Origin of the sequence: Streptomyces sp. NPDC091292 (assembly GCF_044757265.1) — a bacterium.
GTDB lineage: Bacteria > Actinomycetota > Actinomycetes > Streptomycetales > Streptomycetaceae > Streptomyces.
This window is the reverse complement of the sequence record NZ_JBIVUQ010000003.1, coordinates 293,348-315,179: the sequence shown is the minus strand read 5'-3', so window position 1 is coordinate 315,179 and position 21,832 is coordinate 293,348. Positions and strand designations below refer to the sequence as shown.

The 21,832-nt window shown below is 71.3% G+C and carries 17 protein-coding genes; 6 read left to right on the top strand and 11 right to left on the bottom strand.

Features of this window, described 5'->3' with window-relative positions; genetic code table 11:
• Positions 1 to 19: 19 nt before the first annotated feature.
• The 7 genes from ACIQNU_RS12750 to ACIQNU_RS12720 all read right to left on the bottom strand — a co-directional run bounded on the left by ACIQNU_RS12750 (position 20) and on the right by ACIQNU_RS12720 (position 8,661).
• Complete coding sequence (locus ACIQNU_RS12750; RefSeq protein ID WP_401365027.1) at positions 20 to 2,638, bottom strand: SpoIIE family protein phosphatase; 2,619 nt, start codon at positions 2,636 to 2,638, stop codon at positions 20 to 22.
• Between the two features lie 155 nt (positions 2,639 to 2,793).
• A complete protein-coding gene (locus tag ACIQNU_RS12745; RefSeq protein WP_401365024.1) occupies positions 2,794 to 3,237 on the bottom strand; it encodes an ATP-binding protein in 444 nt (147 codons plus the stop codon).
• Positions 3,238 to 3,330: 93 nt separating this feature from the next.
• Positions 3,331 to 3,726, bottom strand: a complete 396-nt coding sequence (locus tag ACIQNU_RS12740) for a (deoxy)nucleoside triphosphate pyrophosphohydrolase (protein ID WP_401365021.1) — start codon at positions 3,724 to 3,726, stop codon at positions 3,331 to 3,333.
• A gap of 30 nt (positions 3,727 to 3,756) precedes the next feature.
• Positions 3,757 to 3,939, bottom strand: a complete 183-nt coding sequence (locus ACIQNU_RS12735; protein WP_401365019.1) for an SPOR domain-containing protein — start codon at positions 3,937 to 3,939, stop codon at positions 3,757 to 3,759.
• A gap of 696 nt (positions 3,940 to 4,635) precedes the next feature.
• Positions 4,636 to 5,388: a GntR family transcriptional regulator gene (locus ACIQNU_RS12730; protein WP_401365016.1), complete on the bottom strand. Its 753-nt coding sequence runs from the start codon at positions 5,386 to 5,388 to the stop codon at positions 4,636 to 4,638.
• 132 nt (positions 5,389 to 5,520) lie between these two features.
• On the bottom strand, positions 5,521 to 6,633 hold the full coding sequence (locus ACIQNU_RS12725) for a DUF4190 domain-containing protein (protein WP_401365014.1): 1,113 nt from the start codon (positions 6,631 to 6,633) through the stop codon (positions 5,521 to 5,523).
• Between the two features lie 423 nt (positions 6,634 to 7,056).
• Positions 7,057 to 8,661 (bottom strand): S8 family peptidase, encoded by a 1,605-nt coding sequence (locus tag ACIQNU_RS12720; protein WP_401365011.1) that lies wholly within the window; start codon positions 8,659 to 8,661, stop codon positions 7,057 to 7,059.
• A 222-nt stretch (positions 8,662 to 8,883) separates the two neighbouring features.
• Here ACIQNU_RS12720 and ACIQNU_RS12715 point away from each other — a divergent pair, with 222 nt between their 5' ends.
• On the top strand, positions 8,884 to 10,086 hold the full coding sequence (locus ACIQNU_RS12715) for a pyridoxal-phosphate dependent enzyme (RefSeq protein WP_401365008.1): 1,203 nt from the start codon (positions 8,884 to 8,886) through the stop codon (positions 10,084 to 10,086).
• Between the two features lie 143 nt (positions 10,087 to 10,229).
• On the top strand, positions 10,230 to 13,004 hold the full coding sequence (locus tag ACIQNU_RS12710) for a discoidin domain-containing protein (protein WP_401365006.1): 2,775 nt from the start codon (positions 10,230 to 10,232) through the stop codon (positions 13,002 to 13,004).
• A gap of 46 nt (positions 13,005 to 13,050) precedes the next feature.
• On the opposite strand, the gene ACIQNU_RS12705 is transcribed toward ACIQNU_RS12710, so the two are convergent.
• On the bottom strand, positions 13,051 to 15,249 hold the full coding sequence (locus ACIQNU_RS12705; protein ID WP_401365003.1) for a DEAD/DEAH box helicase: 2,199 nt from the start codon (positions 15,247 to 15,249) through the stop codon (positions 13,051 to 13,053).
• Positions 15,250 to 15,396: 147 nt separating this feature from the next.
• On the opposite strand from ACIQNU_RS12705, the gene ACIQNU_RS12700 reads away from it, so the two are divergent.
• Both ACIQNU_RS12700 and ACIQNU_RS12695 read left to right on the top strand, forming a co-directional pair.
• Positions 15,397 to 15,717, top strand: a complete 321-nt coding sequence (locus tag ACIQNU_RS12700) for a DUF4326 domain-containing protein (RefSeq protein ID WP_401365001.1) — start codon at positions 15,397 to 15,399, stop codon at positions 15,715 to 15,717.
• 21 nt (positions 15,718 to 15,738) lie between these two features.
• The gene (locus ACIQNU_RS12695; RefSeq protein ID WP_401364999.1) at positions 15,739 to 16,326 is read left to right on the top strand and encodes a hypothetical protein; all 588 of its coding nucleotides are present in this window, start codon (positions 15,739 to 15,741) and stop codon (positions 16,324 to 16,326) included.
• 139 nt (positions 16,327 to 16,465) lie between these two features.
• Here the strand turns inward: ACIQNU_RS12695 and ychF are convergent, their stop codons facing one another.
• Positions 16,466 to 17,554, bottom strand: a complete 1,089-nt coding sequence (gene ychF / locus ACIQNU_RS12690) for a redox-regulated ATPase YchF (RefSeq protein WP_401364996.1) — start codon at positions 17,552 to 17,554, stop codon at positions 16,466 to 16,468.
• Positions 17,555 to 17,802: 248 nt separating this feature from the next.
• On the opposite strand from ychF, the gene ACIQNU_RS12685 reads away from it, so the two are divergent.
• Positions 17,803 to 18,414 carry a DUF6542 domain-containing protein gene (locus tag ACIQNU_RS12685; protein ID WP_401364993.1) on the top strand — a complete coding sequence of 204 codons (612 nt, stop codon included), beginning with the start codon at positions 17,803 to 17,805 and terminating at the stop codon, positions 18,412 to 18,414.
• A 51-nt stretch (positions 18,415 to 18,465) separates the two neighbouring features.
• Here ACIQNU_RS12685 and ppgK read toward each other — a convergent pair whose 3' ends face one another.
• Entirely contained in the window at positions 18,466 to 19,215 is a 750-nt protein-coding gene (gene ppgK, locus ACIQNU_RS12680) for a polyphosphate--glucose phosphotransferase (protein WP_401364990.1), read from the bottom strand.
• 29 nt (positions 19,216 to 19,244) lie between these two features.
• The gene (locus tag ACIQNU_RS12675) at positions 19,245 to 20,273 is read right to left on the bottom strand and encodes a 4-hydroxy-3-methylbut-2-enyl diphosphate reductase (RefSeq protein ID WP_401364987.1); all 1,029 of its coding nucleotides are present in this window, start codon (positions 20,271 to 20,273) and stop codon (positions 19,245 to 19,247) included.
• A gap of 117 nt (positions 20,274 to 20,390) precedes the next feature.
• On the opposite strand from ACIQNU_RS12675, the gene ACIQNU_RS12670 reads away from it, so the two are divergent.
• Positions 20,391 to 21,791, top strand: coding sequence for an APC family permease (locus tag ACIQNU_RS12670; protein WP_401364985.1), 1,401 nt, complete (start codon positions 20,391 to 20,393; stop codon positions 21,789 to 21,791).
• The last annotated feature ends 41 nt before the right edge of the window (positions 21,792 to 21,832 follow it).

Here is a 21,832-nt window from a genome sequence, read left to right as displayed (position 1 = left end):
GCCCGCCGTCCGGTGACGGTCAGAACATGCTCAGCAGCGCCTCCGTCGCGTCCACCTCCGCGCTGTCCCCGTCCGGCAGCGGCAGTTCGAACCAGACCGTCTTGCCCAGCGGCGTTCGCCGTGAGCCCCACGCGGCGCTGAGCAGTCCGACGAGCTGGAGTCCCCGGCCGCCCTCGTCGGTGACGCGGGCGCGGCGGCGGCGCGGCTGGACGAGCCCGGTGTCCCAGACCTCGCAGACCAGGGTCCGGTCGAGCAGCAGCCGGAGCCGGATCTCGCCCTCGCCGTACCGGAGCGCGTTGGTGACGAGTTCGCTGACCAGCAACTCGGCGGTGTCGGAGAGTGGTTCGAGGTCCCAGCCCAGGATCTTGGCGCGGGCGAACTCGCGGGCGTGGCCGACACTGCGGGGCTCGCGGGGCAGGGTCCAGTCGCCGACGGACGAGGCGGGCAGGCCCTGGACGCGGGCCATGAGGAGGGCGATGTCGTCCTCGCCGTGGTGGGTGTCGAGGGTGCCCAGGACGTGGTCGCAGACGTCTTCGAGTGGCTGTTCCGGGTCGGTGAGGGCTCCGACAAGTGCGTGCAGGCCCTCGTCCAGGGGGTGGTCGCGGGATTCCACGAGGCCGTCGGTGTAGAGGGCGAGGAGGGCGCCCTCGGGAAGGTCTACGGCGACTTCTTCGAAGGGTTCGCCGCCGACGCCGAGCGGCATACCGGGGGGCATGTCGAGCATGAGGGCGGATTCGCCGGGTTCCACGATGACGGGAGGGAGGTGGCCGGCGTTGGCGAAGGTGCAGCGGCGGGTGACGGCGTCGTAGACCGCGTACACGCAGGTGGCGAGGTAGACCTCGGAGAGGTCGGCGTCCGCGGCGGGGCGGGCGACGCGCGTGGCCTGCTGGACGCCGCCGGGGGTGCCGAGGCCGCGGGCGATCTCGTCGAGCGCGGAGAGGACTTCGGCGGGTTCGAGGTCGAGGAGTGCCAGGGTCCGGACGGCGGTGCGGAGTTCGCCCATGGCGACGGCGGCGCGCAGGCCGCGGCCCATGACGTCGCCGACGACGAGCGCGGTGCGGTGGCCGGGGAGTTCGATGACGTCGAACCAGTCGCCGCCGACCTCCGTGGCGGCGTTTCCGGGGAGGTAGCGGCAGGCGATGTCGAGTCCGGCGGCGACGGGGTCGCCGGGGGGCAGGAGGGAGCGCTGGAGGATCAGGGCGCGCTGGTGTTCGCGGCGGTAGAGGCGGGCGTTGTCCATGGAGACGGCGGCGCGTGAGGCGAGTTCGGCGGCGAGGGCGCGGTCCCGGTCGCCGAAGGGCTCGCTGCCTTTGGTACGGGAGAACTGCGCGAGGCCGACGACGGTGTCATGAGCGACCATCGGCACGGCGAGCGTGGACTGGATGAGCTGGCCGCCCTCGCCGGGGACGTACTGGAGGCGGCCGGTGCGCAGGGCCTCGGCGCACGGTGAGCTGAAGGCGTACTGGTGCATGGCGCCGACGGCGACGGGCGCGGGTCCGCCGGTGAACGGCGCGTCGGAGACGGCGCTGGCGAAGGCGACGCGGCGCAGGGCGGCGCTTCCGGAGCCGGTGTCGGCGCGGACGACGGCGCCGCCGCCGGTGGGGGTGTCGTCGCCGTCGAGGAGCCCTTGGTAGAGGTCGACGGAGGCGAGGTCGCAGAAGCCGGGGACGGCGACGTCGAGGAGTTCGCGGGCGGTGGTCTCCAGGTCGAGGGAGTTGCCGATGCGGGATCCGGCCTCGTTGAGGAGGGCGAGGTTGCGGCGGGCGTGGGCGGCCTCGCGGGCGGCGGCGTGCCGGCGGGTGACGTCGGTGCCGATGCCGGCGACGCCGATGGGGCGGCCCGAACCGCTGTGCACGCGGTAGAGGTTGACGGACCAGTGGCGGCGTTCGGAGGAGTGCGGGGAGGGTCCGACGATCTGCATCTCGTTGACGGCCTCGCCGGTGTCGAGGACGCGGCGGAGCGCGGCGGTCAGCCGGTCGGCCTCCTGGCGCGGGAGGTAGTCGTGGACGGTCCGGCCGCGGTGGTCGTCGGCGTGGCCGCCGAAGACGGTCGCGAAGCGCTTGTTGGCGCGCTGGACCTTGAGGTCGGTGTCGAACAGCAGGAAGCCGAAGGGAGATTGACCGAAAATGGCCTGTGACGCGGCGAGGTCGGTCTCGATGCGGCGGAGGGCGCGGATGTCCACGACGATGCAGAGGGCGGCGCGTTCGCCGGCCTCGTTCTCGGTGGGCATGACGTAGACCTCGGCGATCCCGACGGCCCCGGCGCCGTCTCCCCCACCGTCTCTTCCACCTTCTCCGCCGCCGTGTTCGGCACGGGCGGGCAGCCGGAAGGGCACCGACCCGGTCCACTCGCGCCCGTCGAGGATCTCGGCCATCTTGCGCTGACCGCGTTCCCGCAGATGGGGCGGTACGAACGCCTCGATGGGGTCCTTGCCGACGGCGGCCTCGGCGGAGATGCCGAACAACTGCTCGGCGCGGGCGCTCCACTGGTCGATGAGCCCGTCGGGGCCGAGCGAGAACGAGGCGACCTTGATGTAGTCGTAGATCGAGCCCGGCGGGCTGTTCTGCCACACCGCGTCACCCATCGCGCCCTCCGACGGTCTTCCGGACGCCATGGCCTTCGCTGGTATCTCGCTCACGCGAACCGTCCCCTCCAGCTCACCGCGCCCGGTACCGGTCACCAGTGGCGGCTGCCCGCAGTATCCAGCACTACGGCCCCGCACGACACGGTGTTCACGATCACAGCTCGGTCCCGACAGTTTTTGGACCGGTCAGGACCGGCACCTCCCGTCTTCTAACCCGGTAGGGCCAGCTCGAACCACACGGTCTTGCCGGACCCGCCAGGACGAGTCCCCCAGCGGCGCGACGAGAAGGCGACCAGTTGAAGGCCGCGGCCTCCTTCGTCGTCGGGATCGGCGCTGCGCTCGTGCGGCGGATCGGGGAGTTGGTCGGAGACCTCGACGAGCAGGGCGTCGGGGATGTCCGGGGGGCGTACGAGGCGTACGCCGATCGGGCCCGCGGCGTAGAGCAGGGAATTGGTCACCAGCTCGCTGACGAGCAGGACCGTGATGTCCCCGAGTACGTCCAGCTTCCAGTCGCCGAGTTGCCGGCGTACCGCGACGCGCGCGGTGCGTACGGCACCGGGGTCGGCCGGGAAGATCCACTCGGCGCGGGCACCTTCGGTGTCGATCACACGGATCACTTCCCGGGCCGACGACACGACCATGTCCGATTTCATGGGGTTATTGGCCCCATACCCGGAATTGAGTAGGTATTACCCCGTCGAGGGGCGTGTAGAGGTAAGAAAGGGCGCCCGTCTCTTACCGTGCCCTCATTTTTCCCAGGTCCTCACCCAGGTCTCGACGGCGGGGATGTCCTGATCCAGCCAGTCGACGTCCCAGATCTCGTCGGGCCCGAGCCAGCGGAGAGCGTCGTGGTCCTCAAGCGGCTCGGGGGTCCCGGAGATCAACCGGGCGGTCCACACCTGAAGGACGAGACCGGGCCTGATGGGCCACTCACCGGGAACCCGGGCGACGACCTCGGCCTTGATGCCCAACTCTTCGCGCAGTTCACGGACGAGGGCGTCGGCGGGGAGTTCACCGGGTTCGACTTTGCCGCCGGGGAGTTCCCAGCGCCCCGCGACCTCGGGGGGCGCACTTCGGCGCGCCGCGAGCAGGCGTCCGGCGTCATAGAGGGCGGCTCCGACGACCACGATCGGTTCGTTCATGCCGGGGAGCCTACGGGAGCCGGGCGCCGGTCAGCGCGTGCCGTTCTGGCCGACCCGCTCGACCCAGTACAGCTGTTTGTGCCCCCGGTCATCGAGGCTGTCGGCCATTTTCTGGGCTTCCGCCCTGGTCGCGTACCGTCCCACGCGATACGTGTTGCCGTTGTCGTCCTGCCGTATGACGAGCCAGGGAAGCGTGGACGTGCCGTCGGTCATCGCGCCTCTCCAAATGCCACCCGCACCCCGCCCAGTGCCCCGCTCACTAAGGAAACCGCACTCCGCATATGCCCGAGCCTACGCCCGACCTTCACTCAGCGGATACGTGTTTTCACAAAGAGGTACGCAACCAGCCAGGCCGACCGGGGCGCAAACGCGCCGCGCGCCCCCCGGAGCACCGAGATTTCACAGGCCGAACCGCCCCGGTCCACACACGCGTCCTGGGGAAGGCGGGTGGGCGTCGCTGTACGGGGGTTCAGTAGGGGGGAGTTGATCGGCCAGGAGGAACCCCGTGAAGAAACGGCCAGATTCGTTTCCCCCACCAACGACCGCGAACCAGGGGGAAGTTGAGCCCCACAGGAAACCCTCCCGGGAAAAGTGGCCAGATCCTTGCACCTCTCCCCGATCTGGCCACTTTCCAAAACAGCCAACCCCCGCCCCCCAACCTCCAGTTGGAACCGCAAGCGTGACGGCGCACCGACTCGACGCGCCCCACAACCCCGTACACCGAACACTCACCCACCCCACGCGCCTCACGAGCCGCACCCGGCCTCCTCCACCACCACTGCCCGACCGACCGCACCACCCACTCCCTTCAACCGCTCCCCACCCTGCCCCCTCCCGACCCCCGTCCCCACCCCCGGCCCCGGCCCCGGCCCCCCAACCCCAACCCCAACCCGACGCCGACCGAACCCCCTACTTCACCGGCAAGTGATACGCGATCCGATACCGATCCGCCGGCACCACGATGTCCGCCGTCTCGACCGCCCGGTCCGACGCGTAGAACGTCCGCTTGATGACGATCACCACATGCCCCGGCACCCCCCCAAGCGCCATCAACTCCTCCGCGAGACCGGGCCGCGCCCCGACCTCCTCCGTCACGTTGTCCACGACGACATCGATCGCGGCCATCCGCTCCGCCACCCCCATCCCCCCGAGCGGCCCCTCCTCGGGAAGCATCACCGGCGTACGCCCGGTGACGGCAAGCGGCTCCCATGAGGTGGAGAGCATCATCACCTCACCGGCATCGCGGTACACGTACCGCGTGCACATCACCCGCTCCCCCGCCTTGATTCCGAGCCGGTCGGCGACGGCCCGGTCCGCCTCGATCTGCTCGCTCCGGGACTCCCAGGTCCCGCGCGCCCCGGCCTCCGCCTGCTCCTGCCTGAAGGGCGTCGCCCCGAAGGAGGGCCGATATCCGGAGCGGGAGATCGGCCGGGGCTCCGGCTGGTCCCGTACATAGGTGCCGGACCCCGACCTGCCCTCGACCAGCCCCTCGGCCATCAGCACCTTGCGGGCCTCCAGCGCGACGGTGTCCGAGACGCCGTACTCCTCGCGGATGCGCGCCTGCGACGGAAGCCGGGTGTGGGGCGGCAGCGAACCGTCGACGATCTTCTTGCGCAGATCCCCCGCGACGCGCAGATACGCCGGCTGCTCACCGAAAGTCACAAGCCACTCCCATCAGATTGACAGACAGCAACAGCCTGGCAACCGTGGGTTGTTGACCGCAACCAAAGGCCAAGGAATCACTCGAAGTGATGACGGGCGGTTACCCAGGGGGTTTCCCTGGGTATACCCGTGTCACACGTCGGCTCCCGCACCCGGGTCGACGTCGCCACCCGAACCGCCACCCGACCCGCCACCCGAACCACTGCCCGACGAGTCCCCGTTCGGGGCGTCCCGCGGCGGCGTCGTCTCCAGCGCCAGCGCCTCGCGCACCTGCACCGCCTTCTTGTTGTCGATCAGCCCGCTGCCCTTGTCGTAGTGCACGTAGAAGGTGTCCGCGTCGGACGCCTTGGCCGCAAGACCCCACTCCTTGCCGGCCGCCTCCAGATCACGGAGCATCGCGGCGACCGGCTCCGCGCTCGCCGCGGGCCAGTCGTGTGTCTGGAGCATCCCGGCCCGCTGACCGAGCGCGTACTCAACCCGCTTCGCCCACGCCTTGTGGCCGGGCAGATCCTTCTCGACGTACTGCTCGTCGGGCGCCGTGTCGAGCGCCGCGTTCAGCACCTGGGCGGCTTCCAGATACGCGACCTGGTCCGGGTCGAGCGTGGAGCCGTCGTTGCGCAGCGACCCGGTGAGCTGGGCGCCCGCGTCCGTGTTGCCGAACAGGCAGGTGATCTCACGGTCGCCGAAGGACCAGCTGTCGCGGGTGGGTGTGAAGTAGTAGACGTCCGCGTCGTCCGGTATGGCCCAGGAGTCCATCGCGTACTGAGGCATGAGCGCGTAGCACTTCTCGTCGGCGGTGTCCGTGATCCGCTCGTCGCCGGGGTAACTGCCCTTGGGCATGTTGAAGTTGGCGAACACCTCGCCGTCGTGCTTCTGGTCGCAGGACACCGTCTCGACGTCGTACGTGACGCCTTCGAGGCTGCCGTCCGGGGTGTTGAAGCACTCGCCCTTGTCAACGGTGAACGTGACGCTGTCCCGCGCGGCGTCCTCAAAGCCCTTACGGAAACCGTCGACAAAGGCGCTCACGCCACCGTTGGCCACCATGAGCACCAGGAACAGCGAGCCGATCCCGGAGAGCACGATTCCGGTGATCGCCATGGGCCTGCCCCGCTCGCCCGTCTTGTTGATCCGGGCGAGCGCGACGATCCCGAGGATCAGCCCGACCAGCGGAAGACAGCACAGGATGCCGAAGACGAGCGAGGTGATGGCGAAGCCGTTGAGCGGGGGCTGCGGCCCCTGCGGCACATACCCCTGGCCCCACTGCGGCGGGTACGGACCCGGCGGCTGCCCGGGATACCCGTACCCGGGAGGACCCTGCGGACCCCCCGGCCCCTGCGGCCCCTGCGGACCCTGCGGACCGGAACCGTACGGACCGGAACCGCCGCCACCGTAAGGCCCCGGACCATACGGACCGGGACCCTGCGGACCAGGACCCTGCGGACCGCCCCCCGTCGGCGGCGCGTACGGATTCGGCTGCCCCTCGGGCGGCTGCGGCGCGCCCGAGCCGGGCGGCGGGGGTATGTCCACGGGTACCGTGCTCCTGGTGATGGTTCCTACGACCGGCGGCGCCCGCTCCTGCGGACGGCTGGGCGCATCGTATGCGGGGCACGGGCGGCGACGGAACGCGGGCTGACCTCGTACGCCCGGTCCCGCCGCCGCGAAAAGCGATCAGAACTGGAGCGCCCAGGAGTCGATCCGCCCGGTGTCCTGCGCCGCGTTGTCACTGACCCGCAGCTTCCACACCCCGTTCGCCACCTCGGACGAGGCGTTCACGGTGTACGTGGTGTTGATGTTGTCCGTGCTGCCACCGGTCCCGTACGCCTTGAGCGTGTAAGCCGAACCGTCCGGCGCGATCAACTGCACCTGGAGGTCACCGATGTACGTGTGCACGATGTTCACCGGAACGCCCAGCGCGGACGGCGCGTTGCCCGCGACGCCCGTCACGGTGATCGGTGACTCGACCGTGGCATTGTCGGCGATCGCATAGTCCGCGGTGTTCTCGAACCGCGGACCCGGCGGATTCGTGGTGCCGCCGCCCACGTTCAGGAGGCGGTTCGGTGAGCCGGTGCCGGCGTTCGTGACGACGCCCGTGCTCGACGCGGCGACCAGACCCGCGGAGACCTGCGCGGGTGTCGACGCCGGATTGGCGCCGAGGTAGATCGCCGCCGCGCCTGCCACATGCGGCGACGCCATCGACGTACCGGAGATCGTGTTGCTCGCCGAGTCGCTGGTGTTCCACGCCGAGGTGATCGACGAGCCGGGCGCGAAGAGGTCGAGCGATGTGCCGGTGTTGGAGAAGCTGGAGCGGGCGTCCGTGCTGGTGGTCGAGCCGACCGTGATGGCCTCGGCCACGCGCGCGGGCGAGTAGTTGGAGGCGTTCAGGCCGTCGTTGCCGGCCGCCACCGCGTAGGTGATGCCGGAGGCGATGGAGTTGCGGACGGCCGTGTCGAGGGCCGTGTCCGCGCCGCCGCCGAGGCTCATGTTGGCGACCGCGGGCTTGACCGCGTTGCGGGTCACCCAGTCGATACCGGCGACGACCTGCGCGGTGGTCCCGGAGCCCGCGTTGTTCAGGACCCGTACGGCGACGATCTTCGCCTTCTTGGCGACGCCGTACGAGGTGCCGGCGACCGTGGCCGCGACATGCGTGCCGTGGCCGTTGCCGTCCTGGGCGACGTTGTCGTTGTCGATCGCGTCGTAGCCGTTGGAGGCGCGGCCTCCGAAGTCGCTGTGGCTGATCCGGACGCCGGTGTCGATGACGTAGGCGGTGACGCCCTCGCCCGCCGCGTCCGGGTACGTGTACTTGCTGTCCAGCGGCAGGGCCTTCTGGTCGATGCGGTCCAGGCCCCACGACGGCGGGTTCGTCTGGGTGGCATCGATGTGGAAGGTCCGGTTCTGGACGACGGACGCGACCGCCGGGTCGGCCGCGAACCTCTTGGCCTGCCCCTCGGAGAGGCGTACGGCATAGCCGTTGAGGGCCTTGGTGTACGTGCGCTCGATCGTCGCGCCGTACTCCTTCGCGAGCGCCTTGCCCTCGCTCGAACCCGAACGGGCGGCGCTGTCACGGAGGGTGACGATATAGCTGTCGGCTATCGCGCCGGGCGCGCCCGCGTACTGGATGCGCCCCTCCTGCTGGTGGGGGGCCGCGCTCGCGGGGAGCGCCGACGCGGCGCCGAGTACGAGGGCGGCTGCCGTGGCGCCGAGTACGCCGACGGTGGAGAGTCTTCGTCGTGAACGGTCGCCCGACCGGGTGCGGGCATGACGTATCACTGCCATCTGAGGGATCCTCCTCATCGATGGTGCGCTGGTGGGGGTGGTGCGTGGGGCACGGATCAGCGGCGCGGTCGACGTCAGGGTCATGCCAACACCGGCCGCTTTGCGAAAGATTGACGGTCACACAGGATTTCCACAAGAGGCTCCGAGAGACGTAACACGCGTGCCACATACACGCCATGACACACAGTCACCGGGCACCTCCCGCGCCTCTACGCTGCGCTCATGACACCGATGTCCGACCCGTCGAACCCGTCGAACCCTTCCAACTCATCGAACCCGTCCCACCCGTCCACCCCGTCCGACCGGCCACTCACCACCACCACCGCCCTCCCCGACCGCTTCTGCCCCGCCGACGGCACCCGCGTCCCCGGCTCCTCGCCCGCCTGGTGCTGCCCGGTCTGCCGCGGCCCCCTCGATCTCGACTTCTCGCCGAACCCCGCGCCGCTCAGCTCCCTCGCCGGACGCGTCAACTCCCTCTGGCGCTACACCGAGGTACTGCCGCTCGCCTCCCCCTCGGTGTCCCTGGGCGAGGGCCGCACCCCGCTCGTCGCGCTGAAGGACGGCCTGTCGGCGAAGCTCGACTATCTGATGCCGACGCTGTCGTTCAAGGACCGGGGCGCCGTACTCCTCGCCGAGCTGGCGACCCGGCTGCGGCCCGCGCGGGTGATCGCGGACAGCAGCGGCAACGCGGGCACGTCCGTCGCCGCGTACTGCGCCCGCGCCGCCCTGCCCTGCACGGTGTACGTCCCCGAGGGCACGTCGCCGAAGAAGCTGGAGCAGATCGGCGCGCACGGCGCCCGACTGGAGATCGTCCCCGGCGACCGCGAGGCGGCGGCGACCGCGGCCCGCACGGCGGCCGACGAGCCCGGCACCTTCTACGCCTCGCACATCTACAACCCGTACTTCCTGCACGGCACGAAGACCTACGTCCACGAGCTGTGGGAAGACCTCGGCGGACGGCTGCCCGACGTCCTGGTCGTCCCGGTCGGCAACGGCACACTGCTCCTGGGCGCGGCCCTCGCCGTCGCCGAGCTGCACGGCGCCGGGCTGATCGACCGGCGGCCCGCGCTGTACGCGGTGCAGGCGGCGGCGGTCGCGCCGCTGGCCGAGGCGTTCCACGCGGGCGCGGACGACCTGGTGGGCACCGTCCCGGCGGCGCCGACCTTCGCGGAGGGCATCGCGATCACCCGCCCGCCGCGCGCCCGCCAGATCCTGCGCGCGGTCCGCGCGTCGGGCGGCACCTTCCTGACGGTCACCGAGGACCAGATCCGGCACGCCCAACTCGACCTGGCATCAAGGGGGTTGTACGTGGAGTCGACGGGCGTCGCGTGCTGGGCGGCGGTACGCGACGGCCTCCTCGGCGCCCGGACGGCGGTGGTCCCGCTGTGCGGGGCGGGGGTGAAGACGGGGCTGGCCCGGGGGTGACCCCGCGCTGCTCGGCGTCGGAGGGGGTCGTCCCCGGGCCGGTCGCGGGAGTGTGGACGGCGTCCGTCCGTGGGACGCCCGTCCGTGGGACAGCCCCGGCGCGCGTGCGGTGCCCCCGGCCGCCCCCGGCCCAGGGTCGGACGGTGACCCTGCCGCGTATCCACCGTCCGCTCGCCCCGGCCGTCGCCGTCGCCGCAATCGTCCTGCTCCTGCCACCACCCCCGGCATCCGCCACCACGCCGACCGCCACCACACCCTCCGGCACCCCACCGACCGCCACCACACCGGAACCCGACGCACGCCCCTGCGCCCCCGGCTCCCCCTCCTGGTCCCCGTCGACCACCCGCGTCGACCCGACGGACACGTACCACGCGTACGTCGGCAACGGCTATCTCGGCGTCCGGGTCCCGCCCTCCGGGACGGGCTACGCGGCGTCCGGCGAGAAGACGGGCTGGCCGCTGTACACACCGCGCTACGACGGCGCGTTCGTGTCGGGCCTGTACGGGCGCGGCCCGGCCAGCACGGCCGGGCGCGACGCGATCGCCGCGCTGCCGAACTGGACGGGCCTCGACGTCACGGCGGGCAGCGGCGCGGCGCGCGGTATCCCGGCGGCCGGCGAGACCTACGGGCCGAAGAGCCGCGTCTCGCACTACCGGCAGACCCTGTTCCTGCGCTGCGGATTCGTCCGTACGTCGATGACCTGGACGGCGTCGGACGGCCGCCGGACGGATCTGCAGTACGACGTCCTCACCGACCGCACGTCACCGCACACCGGCGCGGTACGGCTGCGGATGACACCGCACTGGGACGGCGAGGCGACGGTCACGGACCGCATCGACGGGCGCGGGGCGCGGCGGATCACGCAGACGGGCGGGGGCGCGGCGGGCGGGCGGTCGATGGCGGTCACGTTCCGCACGGACGGCGCCGACGGCGAACCGGGCGTGGACGGTGCCGTCGTCTCGACGCTGCGCGCCCTCGGCCGCACCCGGGCGACCCGCCCCGCCGAGGGGTTGAGCGCCCGCCAGTCGGCGGTGTTCCCCGTGCGCGCGGGCCGGACGTACGAGGTGACGAAGTACGTCGGCGTCGACACGGCGCTCACCTCGCGGGCGCCGGGCGACGACGCGCGGGCGGCATCGCAGCGGGCGGCGGCCCGGGGCTGGGGCGAGATGTTCGCCGCCCACACCGCCGCCTGGCGCGACCTGTGGTCGTCGGACATCGAGGTACCGGCGCGCCCGGACCTCCAACTCCGGCTGCGCACCGCCCAGTACGGCCTCCTGTCGTCGCTGCGCGAGGGCGCCCGCAACAGTGTCGCGCCCGCCGGGCTGACCAGTGACAACTACGCGGGGCAGATCTTCTGGGACGCCGAGACCTGGATGTTCCCGGCCCTCCTCGCGACCCGTCCGGCCCTCGCCCGGCCCGTCCTCGACTACCGCGACCGCACCCGCCCGGCCGCCGCCGACAACGCGGCGAAGACCTGGGTCAAGGGCCTGTTCTACCCGTGGACCAGCGCGCGCGACGGCGACCTGTGGAAGGAGTGCCAGAGCTGGTATCCGCCGCACTGCGTGACACAGAACCACCTCCAGGGCGACATCGCGCTCGCCGCCTGGCAGTACTACCTCGCCACCGGCGACCGCACCTGGCTGCGCGACCACGGCGAGCCGCTGCTGCGGGGCATCGCCGAGTACTGGGCGTCCCGGGTGACCGCGAACACCGACGGCAGCTACTCGATCAAGGACGTCGCGGGCCCCGACGAGTACAGCAACGGCGTGAACGACGGCGTCTACACCAACGCCGTCGCCGCCACCGCCCTGCGCGCCGCCGTCCGCGCGGCCCGCACCACCGGCACCACGGCCCCCGCCGCCTGGACGACGATCGCGGACCGGCTGCGCATCCCGTACGACCCGGCGCGGAAGGTGTTCCTCCAGTACGACGGCTACACCGGTTCGCAGATCAAGCAGGCGGACACCGTGCTGCTGATCTACCCGCTGGAGTGGCCGATGCCCGAGGGCGCGGCGGCGGCGACCCTCGACTACTACACGGCCCGCACCGATCCGGACGGCCCGGCGATGACGGACTCGGTGCACGCGATCGACGCCGCCGCGATCGGCGAACCGGGCTGCGCGACCTGGACGTTCCTCCAGCGGGCGTCGCGGCCGTTCTACCGGGGCCCGTTCGCGCTGTTCTCGGAGGCGCGCGGCACGAAGGCGGGTTCGAGCGATCCGCTCGCCGGCACGCCCGCGCAGGACTTCCTCACCGGCAAGGGCGGCTTCCTCCAGGTCTTCACGCACGGCCTGACGGGCCTGCGCCTGCGCGAGGAAGCCGTCCTGCACCTCGACCCGACGCTGCCGCCCCAACTCGCGGACGGGGAGCGGGGGGTGACGCTGCGCGGGATGCGGTGGCGCGGACGGACGTACGAGATCACGATCGGCCCGTACGAGACGACGGTCCGGCTGGTGTCCGGCGCGCCCTTCGCCATCGACAGCCCGCAGGGCCGCTTCACGGTCGCGCCGGGCGACCCCGCCGTACTGAAGACCCGCCGCCCCGACCTCACCCCGACACCCGACCTGGCGCGCTGCCGCCCGGCGACGGCGACATCGGAGGAGCCGGGCCTGTACGCGGCGGCGGCCGTCGACGGCAACCCGACGACAGGCTGGCGCCCGGAGACGGCGGGCGCGTCCCTGACGGTGGACCTGAGCCGCACGACCCGCGTCACCGGGGTCGACGTCACGGGCACGCGCGCGTACCGGCTGGAGACGTCGGAGGACGGCGAGCGCTGGACGGAGTATGGGGCGGGGGACGGGACGGGGGACGAGGTGGGGGACGAGGTGGGGGACGGGACGGGGGTCGAGGCGCGGTGGGTACGGCTGACGGAGACGGGTGGGAAGCCGGAGGAGGTAAGGGAGTTGGTGGTGCGATAGGTATGGGCGGGGGCCTCCCCAACCCCCGCACCCCCACCCCCCACCCTCACCCCGCCGCAAGCCGGAGTTGCTCCTCCTCGACGATCCGTCGAGCCAAGTTCCCGTCCGATATGTCCACCGCTTCCGGCGCCGCGTCGGCGACCTCGCTGCGTCGGGCATAGGCGTCGAAGAGGCGCGCCTTGTTCTCCAGGATGTCGAGCATCCGCTGGTCGACGGAGTCCGCGGCGAGCAGCCGGTGCACCTGGACGGGTCGTACCTGGCCCATCCGGTGCGCGCGGGCCACCGCCTGGTGCTCCAGGGTCGGTTTGACCTGCGGCTCGCACAGGATGACGACGGACGCGGCCTGGAGATTGAGCCCGACACCGCCCGCCTCGATCTGACAGAGCAGCACCGCGTGCCCGTCGGCGGCGGTGAAGTCGTCCACGATCCGCTGCCGTCGCGCGGCGGGCACGTCACCCGATATCGGCCCGAACACCTCGTCCCCCAGGGTACGTTCGACCGTCGCGAGAACGTCACGGAAGTAGGAGAAGACGACGACTTTCAGGCCGTTCGCGGCGGCCTCCTCCACCAGCTCCCGCAGGCGTGCCAGCTTCGCGGAGGTCTCCGCGCGCGCGTATCCGGCCCGGCGCATCGCCATGAAGTTCCCGTCGGCCACCGCGACGCGGTAGGCGTCCTGGTCCCCCGCGCTGAACTCCTCCCACTCGTCCACCCGCAGCAGCGCGGGCAGTTCGGTGAGAACGTCCTGCTGGTTGCGGCGGAGATAGGCAGGCGCGACCGCCTTGCGGAACGCGTGCGAACCGGCGACCGCGTCGCTGCCCTGCACCGACTTCAGCAGCTCGGGCCTGAGCTGACGCACCAGACCCCGGAACTCCTCGACCCGGTTCTCCATCGGCGTACCCGTGAGGAACAGCACGCGCTCACAGCGGCCGGCCCAGGCGGCGACGGCCCGGGAGCGGTGGGCGTCCGGGTTCTTCACGTAGTGCGCCTCGTCCACGACGAGCAGCGCGGGCACCGGCCACGAGGCCCCGTCACCGTCACCTCCGCCACCCTTGGTGGGCAACCCGCGCAGCACGTCGAAGGTCGTGATTGCGACCCCGCCCCCGGTACGCCACTCCGCGTACGCGTCCAGCCGGTCGGGGCCGTGCACCGGCACCGCCTTCAGCGCGCTGCGCGCCCGGATCTCGCGCGTCCAGTTGATGAGGACGCTCGCCGGGCAGACGACGAGGAAGTGCCGGTGGCCTTCGGTCACGAGATGGGCGAGCACGGCGATGGCCTGCACCGTCTTGCCGAGCCCCATCTCGTCGCCGAGGACGACCCGGCGCTGCGCGAGCGCGAAGCGCGCCCCGAACGACTGGTACCCGCGCAGCGAGACCCGGCGGTGGGTGTCGTCCAGCGGCTGCGCCCGGACCCTCTCGGCGACCTCGGCGGGCAGGAACCCCTCGGCGGCATCCGGGTCGGGCCCGCCACCGGACGCCTCGGCGAGCAGGCTGTAGTACTCGGCCGACCGCAGCTCGAAGTCGACCCATGCCTCGACGTCGGACGCGGGCTCCCGCAGCAGGTCGACGCTCGCCTGCCCGATCAGCAACGGCAGCTCGCGGGCGGCGGACTCGGCGGCGAGCCGCCGCAGTTCGGTGACGGCGGCGAGCGCGCGCCCGCGCGTGGCACGGCGCGCGAACAGCATCCGCAGCCGCCGGGTCGCGGGCCGGGCCTGCGGTAGGAGTGCGGCGAGACGCGTGTCGAGCCGTTCGGCCGCGTCCACGGCCCGCCTCAGCTCCGGTCCGGCGTCGACGAGCCGGTGCAGGGCGGTGACCAGGGCGGTCGTGCGCGCGTCGGGGGCGTCTACGTCCACGCGTACGGACACGGTGTCCTCGACCGCGCGGGCGATCTGCCGGGCGGCGGCGAGTGCCTGGTCGGCGGTCTGCGGGCCGACGCCCGGGATCTGCCGCAGTTCGTGCCGGTTCGCCTCGTACACCGCGCGGACCGTGGCGAAACCTGCGGCCTCGACGGCGGTCAGCCGCAGCCGGCCCTCGGTGACGTCTTTGAGCCGGGCGACCGGAATGCCGCCCAGCTCCTCGGCGACGAGTCCGTCCCGGATCGGGGTGAGCGCCGCGCGAACGGCGGCGCGGGCCTGCTCGTGATCGGCGAGGAGGGAGCGCGCGGAGCCGTGCAGCCGCTCGGCCCCGCCGATGAGGCCCTTCAGCTGCCGCCGCGTGAGCGGCGCACCCTCACCGATCTCCACCCCCATCGCACCCCCCGCCTCTCGCCCCTCACGTCACCGTCGTCCCCCGACCATCGATCCATGGTTCCACGGCCCACTGACAACGTGCCCCCGGTCCCCCGCAGGAGAACAATGCGAGGAACGAGGCGGAACGAGAGGGAGCGGACGAGGACGATGAAACCAGGGCGTACGACGGTCGTGAACCTGAAGGGGCACCGCGACGACCCCGCGTACGGGGACGTCGTCTACGTGGGCCGCCCCATGCACCGCGGCGGCTGGCACCTGGCGGGCTCCCCTCTGTACTGCCCGTACCGGCCGGGCCGCGACGGCACCCGCGAGGAGGTGGTCACCCGCTACCGCGCGTACCTCCTGTCCCACCCGGAACTCCTGACCCTGCTCCCGGATCTGCGAGGCCACCGCCTGGGCTGCTGGTGCGTACCGCTGCGCTGCCACGCGGAGGTGATCGCGGAGTTGGCGGACGCGGGAGTGTCGTAGCAGGCTGTTACGTTCACTCTCATGACCGCACCCCAGCCACCTGCGCCGTCACCGGACGCGTCGGACGCGCTTCTGGCCCGCATAGAGAGCGACCCCGCTCTGGCGGACTACCTGGCCTGGCCGTGCGACTTCGACATCGACCGCCGGGACCCGGTCGAGGACCTGCGGCTCCCCACGGGCATACCGCTGCACCCGATAGCGGGCTGCGGCGCGGGCGGCACGTACTACCTCTGCGGCGCCCCGCACACCACGCCCCGCCCGGTCCTGTACGCGGACTCGGAGGGCCAGGCAACACTGGTGGGCGAGACCCTGAGGGAAGCGCTCCGCCTGCTGGCGACCTTCCCGTACTGGCAGGACCTGGGCGCGGGATTCCCCCCGACAAACCTGGAAGCAACCCTCCAGGAGGACCACCCGAACATGGCGACCCACCGCACCGCCTTCTTCACCACCCTGAACCTCATCCCCCTCCCCCTGACGGACGCGCTCCCCCACCTCCACACTTGCGCGACCCGGACGGTCCCGGCGTACATCCCCACGTCAACGGAGCACAACGAACCGTACGAACTACTGTTCCCACCTCCGCTTTCACTCCCCACTCCCGAGGCGTGAACCCTGGGACGGGGACCGGAACCGGCGAGGGTGAACGTCGAGCGCGTAGCACAGCGGGTCAGCCGGCCTCACCCGCGATGGGGCTGGGGCCTTCTGACCTGAATGTTTGCCGATCAGCGACGTGGCGGTACGTCACCCACTACACATTGAACCGAAACTCCACCACATCCCCGTCCTGCATCACATACTCCTTGCCCTCCATACGAGCCTTGCCCTTCGCTCGGGCCTCGGCTACCGAACCCGTTTCGATCAGGTCGGTGAAGGAGATGACCTCGGCCTTGATGAAGCCCTTTTGGAAGTCCGTGTGGATGACGCCCGCTGCCTCGGGGGCCGTCGCGCCCTGTTTGATCGTCCAGGCGCGGGATTCCTTCGGGCCTGCCGTGAGGTAGGTCTGGAGGCCGAGGGTGCGGAAGCCGACGTGGGCCAGGGTGGCGAGGCCCGGTTCGTCCTGGCCGACGGACTGGAGGAGTTCGAGGGCCTCCTCGTCGTCCAGTTCGGCGAGGTCGGACTCCAGCTTGGCGTTGAGGAAGATCGCCTCGGCCGGGGCGACCAGCGCGCGCTGTTCCTCCTTGAACGTGTCGTCCGTCAACTCGTCCTCGTCCACGTTGAAGACGTAGAGGAAGGGCTTCGTCGTGAGGAGGTGCAGGTCGTGGAGGGGCTCCGCCGCCTCCGTGCCCTGGCGGATTCCCGCCGCGAACAGGGTTTCGCCGGACTCCAGGATCTCCTTCGCCGCCTCGACCGCCGCGACCTTCGGCGCGATGTCCTTCTTGATCCGCGACTCCTTCTGGAGGCGCGGCAGGACCTTCTCGATGGTCTGGAGGTCGGCGAGGATCAGCTCGGTGTTGATCGTCTCGATGTCGTCCTTCGGCGAGACCTTGCCGTCGACATGGACGACGTTCTCGTCCTTGAAGGCCCGGATGACCTGGCAGATCGCATCGGACTCGCGGATGTTCGCCAGGAACTTGTTGCCCAGGCCCTCGCCCTCGCTCGCGCCGCGCACGATGCCCGCGATGTCGACGAAGTCGACGGTCGCGGGGAGGGTGCGCTGGGAGGAGAAGATCTCCGCCAGTTTCGTCAGGCGCGGGTCGGGGACGCCGACCACGCCCACATTGGGCTCGATCGTGGCGAACGGGTAGTTGGCCGCCAGCACGTCGTTCTTGGTCAGGGCGTTGAACAGGGTCGACTTGCCGACATTGGGCAGACCGACGATTCCGATCGTGAGCGACACGTTGCGACTTCCCGTACGTGAGGGCTGGGCGGCTGAGGCGCCCGGACCGTGAAGGCTGGGCGGGGGCCCGGCGGTGTTCGCGCGCGGGCCGATCCCCCAGTCTACGTACCGCGACGCCCCCAGGTGGCACCCGGATGTACCACCGCGGCCCCACGGCGTACCGCCGTCGTGTCGAACGCACGGCCAAGCTCGGCCAAAGCGCGTGTCTAGCGACCCGTTCGACACATAAACCGACCTAAGTTGGTCCAGTGGAGCAACCCAGGACGCGTCCTCCTCAGTACCGACCGCGACGAACCGCGCCGCTGCCGCCGCAGGCGGGGCCGCACGGCGCCGACGCGTTCAACCGGGACGCCTCGACCGCACGCCGTCCCGCATCGCCCCTCGCGCGCAGGCTGCGCCGCCTGCCCAACCCCCGGCTCACCGGGCTCGGCAGCGCGCTGTTCTGCATCGGGTCGATGTTCCTGCTCGCCTGCCTGGACCAGTTGCTGTTCGGTGGCTCGATCGGGGTGTACGGGGTGCTGTTCGTGCTGGTCAGCGCGCTGACGGCGCTCTGGGTGCGGCGCGCGGACCTGGTGACGGCGCCGGTCTGCGTCCCCATCGCGTTCGCCGTCGGCATCCTGCCGATCGCCGACGGCTCGGCCGGGCTCGCCGGCAAGCTCATGGGGCTGTTCACGGCGCTGGCCATGCACGCGGGCTGGCTGTACGGCGGCACGCTGGTCGCCGGCGTCATCGTGACCGTACGGAAGCTGCGGCTGATGAGCCGTCGCCGCGCCGCCCAGCGCCGCTCCCCCCGCACCAATCCCCGTACCAACCCGCGCACCGCCCCGCGCGCACCCCAGCCCCGCCGCCGCCCGGTGTGACCACGACCGCGAACCCGTACCCGTACCCGTACCAACGAAGGGTCGACACGGTCACGCCGCCGACTTCGCCGCCCCCATCGCCGCCCCCACAATCCCCGCGTTGTTCCGCAGCTCCGCCGGAACGATGTCCGCCTTGATGCCCTCGATCAGCGGCAGGAACTTGTCCGCCTTGCGGCTCACTCCGCCGCCGACGATGAACAGCTCCGGCGAGAACAGCATCTCCACATGCGCCAGGTACTTCTGGACGCGGTGCGCCCAGTGCTCCCAGCTCAGGTCGTGGTCCTCCTTGGCCTTGGTCGACGCCCGCGTCTCGGCGTCGTGGCCGTGGAGTTCCAAGTGGCCCAGCTCGGTGTTGGGGACGAGCACGCCGTCGATGAACAGGGCGCTGCCGATGCCGGTGCCGAAGGTGAGGGTGATGACGGTGCCCCGGCGGTCGCGGCCCGCGCCGAAGTTCATCTCGGCGATGCCCGCCGCGTCCGCGTCATTGAGCACGAGCACCGGCAGGCCGCCCAGGCGCTCGCCGAGCAGGGCGCGCGCGTCGGTGTCGACCCACGCCTTGTCGACATTCGCCGCCGTACGGATCGTGGCGCCGCCGGTGACCACGCCCGGGAACGTGACGCCGAGGGGGCCCGACCAGCCGAAATGGTCGACGACTTCCTTCACCCCGTCGGCCACCGCGTCGGGTGTGCTCGGGTTCGGGGTCAGCACCTTGAACCGCTCTGCCGCCAGGTCGCCGCGGTCCAGGTCCACGGGCGCACCCTTGATGCCTGAACCGCCGATGTCCACGCCGAAGATCTGCATGGCCCTACGTTACGACGAGGGACCGACAGTCACTTCCCGGACGCCTGGTCCGTGCCCCGGTCACCCACGCGGTCCGCGACCAGCGCCGCCGCCTCCGCCCGCAGATCCCGCCGCAACTCCTTCGGCAGCGAGAACGTGATCGACTCCTCGGCCGACTTCACGATCTCCACGTCCTCGAAACCCTGACCCGACAGCCGCTCCAACACCTGTTCGACCAGGATCTCCGGTACGGAGGCACCGGAGGTGACACCGACCGTCGTCACGCCCTCCAGCCACGCGTCGTCGATCTCGTCGGCGAAGTCCACCAGGTACGCGGCGCGGGCGCCGGCGAGCTTGGCGACCTCGACCAGGCGCACGGAGTTGGACGAGTTGCGCGAGCCGACGACGATGACGAGGTCCGCCTCGGCGCCCATCTGCTTGACCGCGAGCTGACGGTTCTGCGTCGCGTAACAGATGTCGTCGCTCGGCGGCGCGATCAGCTGCGGGAACTTCTCCTTGAGCGCGTCGACGGTCTCCATCGTCTCGTCCACGGAGAGCGTGGTCTGGGAGAGCCAGACGACCTTCGACGGGTCGCGGACCTCGACGTTCGCGACGTCGTCCGGGCCGTCGACCAGGGTGATGTGGTCCGGCGCCTCGCCGGAGGTGCCGATGACCTCTTCGTGGCCCTCGTGCCCGATCAGGAGGATGTCGAAGTCGTCCTGGGCGAACCGGACGGCCTCCTTGTGGACCTTGGTGACCAGCGGGCACGTCGCGTCGATGGTGGCGAGCCGGCCGCGCTTGGCCTCGTCGTGGACGACGGGCGCGACACCGTGCGCCGAGAACATGACGATCGCCCCCTCGGGGACCTCCGCCGTCTGTTCGACGAAGATCGCGCCCTTCTTCTCCAGGGTCTGCACGACGTATTTGTTGTGCACGATTTCGTGGCGGACATAGATCGGGGCCCCGTACTGCTCAAGGGCCTTCTCGACGGCGATCACGGCACGGTCCACACCCGCGCAGTAGCCACGGGGGGCGGCGAGCAGGACGCGTCGGGCTGGCGAAGCAGTCATGGCACCCATCGTAAGGCCCTGCCCGACAGGTGAAAGATCGGCTCCTTGGGGAAACTGGGTGGTCCGGACCGCCCACCGCGGCGCGACCGGGCCGGATCACCGGGCCAGACCCCCACGGAGGCGCAGATGTCCGCAGGTGGCAGCGGAGAGGCCCGGCCCCCCGGCGGCACGAGCAGGCCAGGGGGCGACCCACCCGGCGACGAACGCCTCAACCGCAACCTCGGCTTCCGCGACCTCGTCGTCTACGGCCTCCTCTTCATCGCCCCCATGGCCCCGGTCGGCGTGTACGGCACCCTCGACGCCAAGTCGCACGGCGCCGTCGCCCTCGTCTACGTGGTCGCGACCGTCGCGATGGCGTTCACGGCGTACAGCTACGCGCAGATGGTGCGCGTCGTCCCGCAGGCCGGCTCGGTGTTCGCCTACGCGCGCGCGGGGCTCGGCAAGGGCGCCGGGTTCATCGCCGGGTGGATGGCGATGCTCGACTATCTGCTGATCCCGGCCGTCGCGTACCTGTTCTCCGGGATCGCGATGAACGCCCTGGTGCCGGAGGTGTCGCGGTGGGTGTGGACGGCGCTCGCGGTCCTCGTCACGACGCTGCTGAACCTGTGGGGCGTACGTGCCGCCGCGCGCGTGGGGTTCCTGGTGCTCGCCATGGAAATCGTCGTCCTGCTGGTCTTCGTCGTGTCGGCTGTCGTCGTCCTCGCGCGCGATGGTGCGCAGCGGGACCTGTGGTCGCCGTTCACGGGTGACGAGACGTTCGCGCTGTCGGCGGTGGTCGGGGCGGTGTCCGTGGCGGTCCTGTCGTACCTCGGTTTCGACGCCATCGCGTCGTTCGCGGAGGAGGTCACCGGCGGCTCGGCGAAGGTCGCGCGCGCGGTGCTGTTCTGTCTCGTCCTCGCGGGCGTGCTGTTCGTGGCGCAGACCTATCTGGTGGCGCTGCTCGAACCCATGACGTCGGCACAGCTTGCGGCCGATCCGGCGAAGCAGGGCTCGGCGTTCTACGACGCCGTGGACGTGTCCGTCGGGTCTTGGCTGCACGATCTGGTGGCGGTGAGCAAGGCGATCGGCGCGGCGTTCGCGGCGCTGGCCGGGCAGGCCGCCGCCGGACGGCTGCTGTTCGCGATGGGCCGCGACCGGCGGCTGCCGCACGTCCTGTCGAGGACCAGCACGGGCACACCGCGTGTCGCCCTGCTCGTCGCGGCGGTCGTGACGCTGGTCGCGGCGGTGTGGGCGGCGCGCCGGGCCGACGGTCTGGACAAGCTGGTGTCGGTGGTCGACGTCGGGGCGCTGACGGCGTTCACGCTGCTGCACGCGAGCGTGGTGGGCTGGTTCGCGGTACGCCGTCTCGGCGGGCCGGTGATCTGGTGGCGGCATGTGCTGATCCCGGTGGTCGGCGCGGCGATCACCGTGGCGGTCATCGTGGAGGCGTCCCACATCGCCCAAGTCGTGGGCGCCGTCTGGCTGGTGGCGGGCCTGGTGGTCCTGGCCGCCCAGTGGCGCACCCGTCAGGCGGCGGGCACCGACTGACCGGCACCCCCGAAACCGACCGGCACCCGTCCACCACCCCG

Bases quoted from the DNA above. Each gene is read 5' to 3' on its own strand.
- ACIQNU_RS12695 (WP_401364999.1), top strand. From the start codon at position 15,739: ATGACCGCACCCCAGCCACCTGCGCCGTCACCGGACGCGTCGGACGCG.
- ACIQNU_RS12715 (WP_401365008.1), top strand. From the start codon at position 8,884: ATGACACCGATGTCCGACCCGTCGAACCCGTCGAACCCTTCCAACTCA.
- ACIQNU_RS12670 (WP_401364985.1), top strand. From the start codon at position 20,391: ATGTCCGCAGGTGGCAGCGGAGAGGCCCGGCCCCCCGGCGGCACGAGC.
- ACIQNU_RS12740 (WP_401365021.1), bottom strand. From the start codon at position 3,726: ATGAACGAACCGATCGTGGTCGTCGGAGCCGCCCTCTATGACGCCGGA.
- ppgK (WP_401364990.1), bottom strand. From the start codon at position 19,215: ATGCAGATCTTCGGCGTGGACATCGGCGGTTCAGGCATCAAGGGTGCG.
- ACIQNU_RS12675 (WP_401364987.1), bottom strand. From the start codon at position 20,273: ATGGGTGCCATGACTGCTTCGCCAGCCCGACGCGTCCTGCTCGCCGCC.
- ACIQNU_RS12700 (WP_401365001.1), top strand. From the start codon at position 15,397: ATGAAACCAGGGCGTACGACGGTCGTGAACCTGAAGGGGCACCGCGAC.
- ACIQNU_RS12720 (WP_401365011.1), bottom strand. From the start codon at position 8,661: ATGGCAGTGATACGTCATGCCCGCACCCGGTCGGGCGACCGTTCACGA.
- ACIQNU_RS12705 (WP_401365003.1), bottom strand. From the start codon at position 15,249: ATGGGGGTGGAGATCGGTGAGGGTGCGCCGCTCACGCGGCGGCAGCTG.
- ACIQNU_RS12745 (WP_401365024.1), bottom strand. From the start codon at position 3,237: ATGAAATCGGACATGGTCGTGTCGTCGGCCCGGGAAGTGATCCGTGTG.
- ACIQNU_RS12735 (WP_401365019.1), bottom strand. From the start codon at position 3,939: ATGACCGACGGCACGTCCACGCTTCCCTGGCTCGTCATACGGCAGGAC.